This is a genomic window from Nostocoides australiense Ben110, assembly GCF_001050535.1.
Classification (GTDB): domain Bacteria; phylum Actinomycetota; class Actinomycetes; order Actinomycetales; family Dermatophilaceae; genus Nostocoides_A; species Nostocoides_A australiense.
Genome location: NZ_HG764815.1, coordinates 1,030,105 through 1,040,282, shown reverse-complemented (window position 1 = coordinate 1,040,282; position 10,178 = coordinate 1,030,105). Strand labels below are relative to the sequence as shown.

Sequence of the window (10,178 nt, the reverse complement as noted above, 5' to 3'; positions counted from 1 at the left end):
GCGGTGATCCGGGCGGCGGTGGTTGCCGGGGCCCGAGAAAGCGCGCCGCACAAGGACATTCGCGAGATCGCCGATCGCGCCGAGGCCATCGCCGCCGCAGTTGCGGCTGCGGTCGCGGCGGGTCGTGGCGCCGTCGTCGCGGTCGTCGGCAAGGGACACGAGACGGGTCAGGAGATCGGCGGCGTGGTGCATCCCTTCGACGATCGCGAGCAGGTGCGAGCAGCCCTCGACGCGGCATACGGTGAGGCCTCGTGATCCCGACGACCCTGACCGAGCTGGCGGAGGTGACCGGCGGCCGGATCGCCGGACTCGGCGAGAGCGAGGCCGGCGGGCTGACGATCACCGGCGCCGTCGTCACCGACTCCCGCGAAGCCGAGCCTGGCAGCCTGTATGTCGCCCGCATCGGCGAGCACGCCGACGGGCACGGCTTCATCGCCGGCGCGGCACAGCGAGGCGCGGTCGCGGCACTCGTCACGCAGGACACCGGACCATTGCCCCGGGTGGTGGTCGCCGACGAGCAGGCCGCATTCGTCGCGCTCGCCCGCCACCTCGTCGACGCCCGGCCGCAGCTGAACGTCGTCGGCATCACCGGCTCCTCCGGCAAGACCTCGACCAAGGACCTGCTCGGCCAGGTGTTGGCCCGCGACGGCGAGACGGTGGCGCCGGTCGGGTCCTACAACTCCGAGGTCGGTGTGCCGCTGACCGTATGCCGCATCACCGACTCCACCCGCCACCTCGTCGTCGAGATGGGCGCCCGCGGCATCGGCCACGTGCGCTATCTGACCGAGATCGCGCCGCCGCGCATCGGTATCGTCTTGAACGTCGGCTCGGCCCACGTGGGGGAGTTCGGATCCCAGGCGGCCATCGCCGAGGCGAAATCCGAGCTGGTGCAGGCGCTTCGGAGCGACGGCGTGGCCATCCTCAACGCCGACGACCCGCTCGTCCGGGCCATGGCCGGGCGCACCACGGCGCGGGTCCTGCTCGTCGGTGAGGCGCAGGACGCCGAGGTGCGGGCCACCGGCGTGACGCTCGGCGCCGACGGCCGGGCGCGGTTCCGCTGCTCGGGGCCGTTCGGGACCGCCGAGGTGCACCTGGCCGTCGCCGGCCGGCATCAGGTCGGCAATGCGCTGGCCGTCATCGCCGCCGCGCACGAGTCCGGCATGGCCATCGAGACGATCGGCGCCGCCCTGCGTGATGCCGGGCCGGTCAGCCGCTACCGGATGGAGATCGACACCCGGGCCGATGGGGTCACCATCGTCAACGACGCCTACAACGCCAACCCCGAGTCGATGACGGCCGCCCTCGACGCGGTGGCGGCGATGGCGGGCGGTCGCCGGGCCGTCGCCGTGCTGGGGCCCATGCTCGAGCTGGGCGCTGAGGCCGAGGCGGCCCACCGGGCGGTGGGGAGCGCCGCGGCCGAGCATGGCGTCCATACGGTCATCGTCGTCGGCGACCAGGCCCGCGGCATCGGCGAGGGGGCGAGCAGCGGCGGCTCGCACGTCGAATATGCGCCGGATGTGGAGTCGGCTTACGCTATGACCGTCGACATCGTGGAAGCCGGAGACATCGTGCTGGTCAAGTCCAGCAATGGCGCCGGCCTGCGTTTCCTTGGGGACCGGCTGCGCGACACGCCCGTGTCCGCTAAGGAGGACCTCACGTGCTAGCCGTACTCGTCTCTGCGGTGGTGGCGCTCGTCATCGGCCTGCTCGGGACACCGGCGTACATCAAGTTCCTCGTCAAACGCGGCTACGGCCAGTTCATCCGCGACGACGGCCCGACCTCCCACCACACCAAGCGCGGCACCCCGACCATGGGTGGCACGGTCATCATCGCCGCGACCGTGGTCGGCTACTTCGTCGCCCACTTCTCGACGGCCGTCATCGGCTCGACCGGGTATGCCGCGCCGACCGCCTCCGGTGTCCTCGTGCTCTTCCTGATGGCCGGGCTCGGCCTGGTCGGCTTCCTCGACGACTACATCAAGATCAGCCGGCAGCGCTCGCTCGGCCTGCGGAGCAAGCAGAAACTCGCCGGCCAGGCACTCGTCGCGATCATCTTCGCCGTGCTCGCCCTGCGCTTTCCCGACGCCAATGGCACCCATCCCGCCTCGACGGCCATCTCCTTCGTGCGCGACACCAAACTCGACCTCGCCTTCGGCGGCACCCTGGTCGGCATCGCCCTGTTCGTCATCTGGGCCAATGTGATGATCTCGGGCACGTCCAACGGCGTGAACCTCACCGACGGCCTCGACGGGCTGGCCACCGGCGCCTCGACGATGGTGTTCGCGGCCTACGTCCTGATCGGGGTCTGGCAGTCGAACCAGAACTGCGCCACCTCGCTGAACATCAACAACTGCTACGCGGTGCGCGACCCGCTCGACCTGGCCGTCGTCGCCGCGGGGGGCATGGGGGCCTGCTTCGGCTTCCTGTGGTGGAACGCCGCCCCGGCGAAGATCTTCATGGGCGACACCGGATCGCTCGCCCTCGGCGGCGCGCTGGCCGGCCTGGCCATCACCAGCCGCACCGAACTGCTCGTCATCATCCTCGGCGGGCTCTTCGTCACGATCACCCTCTCGGTGATCATCCAGGTCGCCTCCTTCAAGTCGACCGGCAAGCGGGTCTTCCGCATGGCGCCTCTGCAGCACCACTTCGAACTGAAAGGCTGGCAGGAGGTCACGATCGTCATCCGATTCTGGATCATCGCCGGCCTGTTCGTCGCCTTCGGTCTGGGCATCTTCTATGCGGAGTGGGTCGTCGGTGCCCTCTGACCGACTCCAGGGCCTGACCCACGGCGGCGCCGACTGGTCGGGCCTGCGCGTCCTCGTCGCCGGCCTCGGCATCAGCGGCTTCGCCGCCGCCGACGCCCTCGCCGAACGCGGCGCCCGGGTCGTCCTCGTCGACGGCCAGACGCCCGCAGCAGGAAGCGAACTCGCTCAGCGAGCCACGATCCTGCAGGTCCTCGACGTCGAGGTGCGCACCGGGCCGCAGGCGACCGCCGCCCTCCCCGCGGACCTCGACCTCGACGTGATCGTTACCTCGCCGGGCTGGCGCCCTGACCAGCCTCTTCTCGCCGCTGCCGCGGCAGCGGGCATCCCCGTCTGGGGGGAGGTGGAGCTGGCCTGGCGGATGCGGCCGGCCGAGGGCGCGGCGCCCTGGCTGACACTGACCGGGACCAATGGCAAGACGACGACGGTGCAGATGCTCGCGAGCATCCTGCGCGCCGCCGGGCTGCGCGCGACCAGCGCGGGCAATGTCGGCACCCCGATGCTCGAGGCCGTGCTCCACCCCGAGCCGTATGACGTCATCGCCGTCGAACTCTCCAGCTTCCAGTTGCACTGGTCGGAGTCGATCAGCCCGCTGGCCTCGGCGTGCCTGAACATCGCGCCCGACCATATCGACTGGCACGGCTCGTTCGAGGAGTACTGGCGCGCCAAGGCCAAGGTCTACGCCCGCACCGAGGTGGCGTGCATCTACAACGTCGCCGACGACGAGACCCGGCGCATGGTCGAGGAGGCCGAGGTGGTCGAGGGGGCGCGCGCGATCGGCTTCACCCTCGGCATACCGTCGGTCTCCATGGTCGGGCTCGTCGAGGACGTGCTGGCCGACCGGGCCTTCGTCGCCGAACGGGCTACGAGCGCGGCCGAGATGGGCACCCTGGCCGATTTGTCCCAGGGTGATGTCCCGCCGCCGCCCCACGTCGTCGCCAATGCCCTGGCCGCCGCCGCCCTGGCCCGGGCCTACGGCGTGCCGACCGGAGCCGTCCGCGACGGGCTGCGGGCCTTCGTCCCCGAACCACACCGGGTCGCCGAGGTCGCCACCGTCGGCGGGGTGCGCTTCGTCGACGACTCCAAGGCCACCAACCCGCACGCGGCCGCGGCGTCGCTGGCCGCCTTCCCCTCTGTCGTGTGGATCGCCGGCGGGCTGCTCAAGGGCGCCGACGTCGACGAACTGGTTGCCGCCCACGCCGCCCGGCTGCGCGGCGTCGTCCTCATCGGTGCCGATCGCGCCCGGATCGGCGAATCCCTCGCCCGACACGCGCCGGATCTCCCCGTCGTGGACCTGTCCGACACTGACACTGGTGCGATGGATCGTGCCGTGGCGGCCGCCGCCGGCCTCGCCCAGCCCGGCGATGTCGTGCTGTTGGCTCCCGCGGCCGCGTCCATGGACATGTTCGCCAACTACGGCGCCCGCGGCGACGCCTTCGCCGATGCGGTCCGCCGGCTGCCGACCACCGGGGAGTGATCCGTGAGCAGCACCACCGCGTCGCCGCTGTCCAGCCGCGCCGCCGGCCGGCGACGGCTGGCGCGCCTGCGCGAACTGCTTGACAGCCCCGTCGCGACCTACTATCTGCTGCTGTCGGTCACGACCTTGCTGACGGTGATCGGGCTGGTCATGGTGCTGTCGGCGTCGATGATCGTCTCCATCAAGGACAGCGACAACCCCTACGCCGTCTTCTACACCCAGGCGATCTTCGCCGCGATCGGCACGGTCGCGATGCTCATCGCGATGCGGCTGCCGCTGGGCTTCTGGAAACGCATCGGCGGCGCCGCCCTGATCGGCGCGATCGGGTTGCAGGCCCTCGTGTTCTCACCTCTCGGTTTCGATGTCCAAGGCAACCGCAACTGGATCAAGCTGCCCGGCTTCAGCCTGCAGCCCAGCGAGCTGGCCAAGATCGCGCTGATCCTCTTCGGCGCCCGGGTGCTGACCCAGAAACGTCGCTTCCTCGGCTCCTTCAAGGAGTCGGTCTTCCCCTTCGTGTTCCCGGCCGCAGCGATCACCCTCGGCTTCGTCATGCTCGGGCGCGACCTCGGCACCGCGATCGTGCTCGCGGCGATCGTCGGAGGGATGCTGCTGGCCGGTGGTGTGCCCTTGCGGTGGTTCGGGCTCGCCGGGCTCGGGGGCCTGGCCCTGGTTGCCGCGGCGACGATGACCAGCTCCAACCGGATGCAGCGCATCAGCATCTGGCTCGACCCCAGCCAGTGTGTCCCGAGCAACGAGCGGCTCTACTACGACATCTGCCGCCAGCCACTGCACGCCCGCTACGCCCTCGCCGACGGCGGCCTGACGGGCATCGGCCTGGGCGCGTCGAAGGAGAAGTGGCAGTGGCTCTCCGAGCCGCACAACGACTTCATCTTCGCGATCATCGGCGAGGAACTCGGCCTGATCGGTGCGCTCATCGTGCTCGCGCTCTTCGCCCTGCTCGGGTACGCCGCATACCGCCTGGTCGTGCGCACCGACGACTTCTTCGTTCGCATCGCCGCCTCCGGTGTGATGGTGTGGATCCTCGTGCAAGCCATCGTCAATATCGGCGCCGTCATCGGCGCCCTGCCGATCATCGGCGTCCCGCTGCCCTTCGTCTCCTCGGGCGGCTCCTCGCTCATCACGACCATGCTCGCCATGGGCATCCTGCTCGCGTTCGCCCGCGCCGAACCCGGCTGCGCCGAATCGCTGTCCGTGCGCCCCAAGACCGTGCGTGACTCGATGGCCGTGCTCAGCCGCACCCGCGGGAAGCAGCGATGACCGACGCCGGTCCGGCCGCCACCACGCCGGCCTCGTGGCCCGCTGCCGTCCTGCTCGCCGGCGGCGGATCGGCCGGTCACGTCTCCCCGCTCCTCGCGCTCGCCGACAAACTCCAGCAGTTGCGTCCCGACATGGGGATCGCCGCGCTGGGCACCGAGACCGGCCTGGAGGCGCGGCTGGTGCCCGCCCGCGGCTACCCCCTGCACATGGCGCCCAAGGTGCCGCTGCCGCGCCGGCCCGGGCCCGACCTGCTGCGGGTCCCCGGCAGGCTTGCGGGCGCGATCAAGGCCGCCGAGGCCGCCATCGACGCCACGGGGGCGGAGGTGGTGGTCGGCTTCGGTGGCTACGTCTCCACGCCGGCATACCTTGCCGCCCGCCGCCGCAAGCTGCCGATCGTCATCCACGAACAGAACGCCCGCCCGGGCCTGGCCAATCGCCTCGGCGCCCGCATGACCCCCTTCGTCGGCACGACCTTCGCCAGCACCAAGCTGGCCCACGCCCGGCGGGTCGGGATGCCGCTGCGACCCGAGATCTCCACGCTCGACCGGCCCGCCCGCCGCGCGGAGGCGCTGCAGCGCTTCGGGCTGGCGGACCACCGCCCCACCGTGCTGGTGACCGGTGGCTCGCTCGGGGCCAAACGCCTCAACGAGGCCTTCGCCGCCCGCGTCCTCGAGCTGTCCGAGGCCGGCATCCAGGTGCTGCACGTCACCGGCAACGGCAAGGCGTTCGCCGCGCCCGACACCGGAGCGGGGGCGCGCTATGTGGTCCTCGAGTATGCCGACGCGATGGAACTCGCGTATGCCGCCGCCGACCTCGTCGTCGCGCGGTCCGGAGCCAACACGGTGTGCGAGCTGAGTGCCGTCGGCCTGCCCGCGGTCTATGTGCCGCTGCCGATCGGCAACGGGGAGCAGGAACTCAACGCGGCCGATGTCGTCGCGGCCGGCGGCGGCCTGCTCGTGCCCGACGCCGAACTCACCCCGACATGGGTGACCGGCACCCTCATCCCGCTCGCCACCGACGCCGAGCGCCTGCAGTCGATGTCCGCCGCCGCTGCGGCGGTGGGGGAGCGCGGCGGCGATCAGCTGCTCGCCGACCTCGTCGCGCAGGCCTACGCCGCCGGGCGAGCGGGAGGCCACTGATGGCCCCCGGCCGGCTGGGCGTCAACCCGCGGTTCGACTTCGCCGCACCGACGACCCCCGCGAGCGAATTGGGCGCCACCCATTTCGTCGCCATCGGCGGCAGCGGGATGTCCGGCATCGCCCAGCTGCTGCACGACCTGGGGGTCGAGGTGAGCGGGTGCGACGGGGCCGCGTCGCCGGCCGTGGAGCGCTTGCGCGCCGCCGGTATGGCGGTGTCCATCGGTCACGACCCGGGGCACCTGGACGGGGTGCGAACCGTCGTGGTCTCCTCGGCGATCCCCGAGACCAATGCCGAACTCACGGCCGCCCGGGCCGGGGGGCTGCGAGTGCTCCATCGCGCGCAGGCCCTGGCCAGTGCCATGGGTGACGATGTCCGGGTCGCGGTCGCCGGGGCCAACGGCAAGACCACGACGTCGGCGATGCTGACAGCGGTCCTGCGGGCGGCGGGTGCCGACCCCTCCTTCGCGATCGGCTCCGAGCTGGCCGACCTGGGCCGCAACTCCCTCCGCGGGACTGGCGGAGTGTTCGTCGCCGAAGCCGACGAATCCGACGGATCCTTCCTCAGCTATCGACCGCACGTCGCCGTCGTCACCAATGTCCAACCCGACCACCTCGACTTCTACGGCGATTTCGCGCACGTCCAGCAGGCGTATGCCGCCTTCGCCCGCTCCGTCGAACCCGGTGGCTGGCTGATCGCCGCGGCGGACGACCCCGGATCGGCTGCCCTGGCCCGGTTGCTGCGGTCGGAGGGGCGGCAGGTCCTGACCTACGGCGAGGACCCCGCCAGTGACGTCCGGATCGAGGAGGTCGAGCTACACGGCCTGACCTCGACCGCTCGCGTCGTGTCCGACCGCGGGGCAGTGCCGCTGCGGGTTGCCGCGCCCGGCCGGCACAATGTGCACAACGCGGCCGCCGCGCTCGCCGCCGGCTGGCTGGCCCTGGGCCGCGACCCCGCGCAACTCACGGCCGGGTTGGCAGCCTTCCCGGGCGTGCACCGCCGCTTCGAACGCAAGGGCGAGGTGGACGGCATCGTCGTCGTCGACGACTACGCGCACAATGCGCCCAAAGTAACCGCACTGGTCGCCGCCGCGCGGGCCGTGGTCGGTGCCGGTGGCGCGGTCCGCGTGATCTTCCAACCCCACCTGTACTCCCGCACCCGCGACTTTGCCGCCGGTTTCGCCGCCGGGCTGCAGCCCGCCGACCAGATCGTGCTGCTTCCGGTCTACGGCGCCCGAGAGACCCCCATGGCCGGGATCGACTCCCACCTGATCGTCGAGCCGTTGCGGGACGCGGGGGCCGACGCCACGCTGGCGGCCGGCTTCGACGAGGCGATCGACCTCGTGGCGTCCCGGGCCGGGCCGGGCGACCTGCTGCTGACGGTCGGCGCGGGCGATGTCACCCGCATCGGGCCGCGACTGCTCGCCGCCCTGGCGGCCCGATCACACGCGGGACCGGATCGTGCGTGAGACCCCTCCGTCGACGCTCGAGTCGGAGCGCACCGAGCAGCGTCGGGTCCTCTCCTTCGCCGACGGGTGGAAGCGCCGGGCTCGAGCACTGCGCCGCCGGCGCGCGGGCAAGGTGGTGTGGCTGATCGGTGCTGCGGTCCTGGTACTGGTCCTAGCCTGGCTGGCGCTCTGGTCGCCGCTGCTCGCGGTCACCGAGGTTCAGGTCTCGGGGACCACTCCGGCCGTCCGCTCACTCGGCAAATCTGTCGGGGGGCAGGAGGTGGGGCGCTCGCTGTTGCGCGTCGACACGGCAGGCGTCGAAGGCCGGCTGGAGGAGGACTCGCGGGTCGCGGATGCCACCGTCCGCCGCGGATTCCCGCGGTCGCTCGTCATCGAAGTCGTCGCCCGGGTGCCCGTGCTCGGACTCCAGAAGTCTCAAGGTAAAGTAGAGCTTGTGGATGTGTCCGGGGTGACCATCGAGACGGTGTCGGAGGCGCCGGCCGGCGTTCCGGTGGTGCAGGGGGCCACCGGGGTGGCGAGCGGCGACGGCGTGAATGCGACCGTGCAGGTGATGGCCGCCCTTCCGGAGTCGCTGCGCACTCGGGTGCGTGATCTGCACATCGACGACTCGGGCTCGGTTTCGTTCGTCATCTCCGCGACGCGCATCGTGTGGGGCCCGGCCGCGGAATCGGAACTCAAGGCGCGCCTGGTCCAGATCCTGATGAGCAAGAAGCCCAAGACGATCGACGTCAGCGCCCCCGAGACCCCCGTCACGACCTGACGCGGTCGGCGCGGACCTTCGACTCGGACGCGGGACGGGTGTGATGGACGGGGCCGGCGATACGCGTGAGGAGAGCGCGCGCAACTTCTTTCCCGCGACACGCGCGGACGGCGTTTGCACCAGTGCCTTCCGACGCATACCGTCGACCCGGAAGGCTTGCAGTGCAATCTGAACCTCGACTAGAGGGTGAGGATTGGCGATGGGCCGAGCCGCAGGAGACCGGGCCTGCGGTGCCAAACGGATATCCGAGAACGAAAGCTAGGAAGGCCCCACGAAGTGGCTGCTCCCCAGAACTATCTGGCCGTCATCAAGGTCGTCGGCATCGGCGGCGGCGGTGTCAACGCCATCAACCGGATGATCGAAGCCGGGTTGAAGGGCGTCGAATTCATCGCCATCAACACCGACGCGCAGGCGCTGTTGATGAGCGACGCCGACGTCAAGCTCGACGTGGGTCGCGACCTGACCCGCGGGCTGGGCGCGGGCGCCGACCCCGAGGTCGGCCGGCGGGCAGCCGAGGACCACGCCGAGGAGATCGAAGAGGTCCTCAAGGGCGCCGACATGGTCTTCGTCACCGCCGGTGAAGGCGGCGGCACCGGCACCGGCGGCGCACCGGTCGTCGCGAAGATCGCCAAGGGGCTCGGCGCACTGACCATCGGTGTCGTCACCCGCCCCTTCACCTTCGAGGGCCGCCGCCGCGCCAACCAGGCCGAGACCGGCATCGGCTCGCTGCGCGAAGAGGTCGACACCCTCATCGTCATCCCCAACGATCGGCTGCTGTCGATCAGCGACCGCAATGTCAGCATGCTCGACGCCTTCCGCAGCGCCGACCAGGTGCTGCTCTCCGGTGTCCAGGGCATCACCGACCTGATCACGACGCCGGGCCTGATCAACCTCGACTTCGCCGACGTCAAGTCGGTCATGTCCGGGGCCGGTTCGGCCCTCATGGGCATCGGGTCATCCCGCGGCGAGGAGCGCGCGGTCCAGGCCGCCGAAGCCGCGATCTCCTCGCCGCTGCTCGAGGCCAGCATCGACGGCGCGCACGGTGTCCTGCTCTCGGTCCAAGGCGGCAGCGACCTGGGTCTGTTCGAGATCAACGAGGCCGCCCGGCTGGTGCAGGAGGCGGCGCACCCGGACGCCAACATCATCTTCGGTGCGGTCATCGACGACGCCCTCGGCGACGAGGTGCGCGTGACGGTGATCGCAGCGGGTTTCGACGGCGGCACCCCGCAGAAGCGCACCGACGAGCGGGCCCTCGGCACCGTCGTCTCCCGCCCCGGCGTCCCCGCCCCGGCCGCCG

Annotated in this window: 8 protein-coding genes and 1 pseudogene; all 9 read left to right on the top strand. The window is 71.3% G+C overall.

Annotated elements, in window-relative coordinates; all coding sequences use genetic code 11:
- Positions 1-255: pseudogene (locus tag BN11_RS04980) on the top strand (UDP-N-acetylmuramoyl-L-alanyl-D-glutamate--2,6-diaminopimelate ligase); the annotation flags it as partial.
- Positions 252-1,664: a UDP-N-acetylmuramoyl-tripeptide--D-alanyl-D-alanine ligase gene (locus BN11_RS04975; RefSeq protein ID WP_048695265.1), complete on the top strand. Its 1,413-nt coding sequence runs from the start codon at positions 252-254 to the stop codon at positions 1,662-1,664. The pseudogene BN11_RS04980 and the gene BN11_RS04975, both read left to right, overlap by 4 nt.
- A complete protein-coding gene (gene mraY, locus BN11_RS04970) occupies positions 1,658-2,764 on the top strand; it encodes a phospho-N-acetylmuramoyl-pentapeptide-transferase (RefSeq protein ID WP_048695262.1) in 1,107 nt (368 codons plus the stop codon). Before BN11_RS04975 ends, mraY begins: the two co-directional genes overlap by 7 nt.
- Positions 2,736-4,238, top strand: coding sequence for a UDP-N-acetylmuramoyl-L-alanine--D-glutamate ligase (gene murD, locus BN11_RS04965; RefSeq protein ID WP_048695259.1), 1,503 nt, complete (start codon positions 2,736-2,738; stop codon positions 4,236-4,238). Before mraY ends, murD begins: the two co-directional genes overlap by 29 nt.
- Before the next feature lie 3 nt (positions 4,239-4,241).
- On the top strand, positions 4,242-5,516 hold the full coding sequence (gene ftsW / locus BN11_RS04960; RefSeq protein ID WP_235435364.1) for a putative lipid II flippase FtsW: 1,275 nt from the start codon (positions 4,242-4,244) through the stop codon (positions 5,514-5,516).
- Positions 5,513-6,655, top strand: a complete 1,143-nt coding sequence (gene murG / locus BN11_RS04955; protein ID WP_048695256.1) for an undecaprenyldiphospho-muramoylpentapeptide beta-N-acetylglucosaminyltransferase — start codon at positions 5,513-5,515, stop codon at positions 6,653-6,655. The genes ftsW and murG overlap by 4 nt, the downstream gene beginning before the upstream one ends.
- A complete protein-coding gene (murC, locus tag BN11_RS04950) occupies positions 6,655-8,121 on the top strand; it encodes a UDP-N-acetylmuramate--L-alanine ligase (protein WP_048695252.1) in 1,467 nt (488 codons plus the stop codon). Before murG ends, murC begins: the two co-directional genes overlap by 1 nt.
- On the top strand, positions 8,114-8,881 hold the full coding sequence (locus BN11_RS04945; protein ID WP_048695249.1) for a cell division protein FtsQ/DivIB: 768 nt from the start codon (positions 8,114-8,116) through the stop codon (positions 8,879-8,881). Before murC ends, BN11_RS04945 begins: the two co-directional genes overlap by 8 nt.
- A gap of 276 nt (positions 8,882-9,157) precedes the next feature.
- Positions 9,158-10,178: cell division protein FtsZ (gene ftsZ / locus BN11_RS04940; protein WP_083433543.1), on the top strand; the 1,021-nt coding region annotated here is incomplete at its 3' end.

Coding starts and splice junctions, on each gene's coding strand:
- murC (WP_048695252.1), top strand. CDS start 6,655: ATGGCCCCCGGCCGGCTGGGCGTCAACCCGCGGTTCGACTTCGCCGCA.
- murG (WP_048695256.1), top strand. CDS start 5,513: ATGACCGACGCCGGTCCGGCCGCCACCACGCCGGCCTCGTGGCCCGCT.
- murD (WP_048695259.1), top strand. CDS start 2,736: ATGCGGAGTGGGTCGTCGGTGCCCTCTGACCGACTCCAGGGCCTGACC.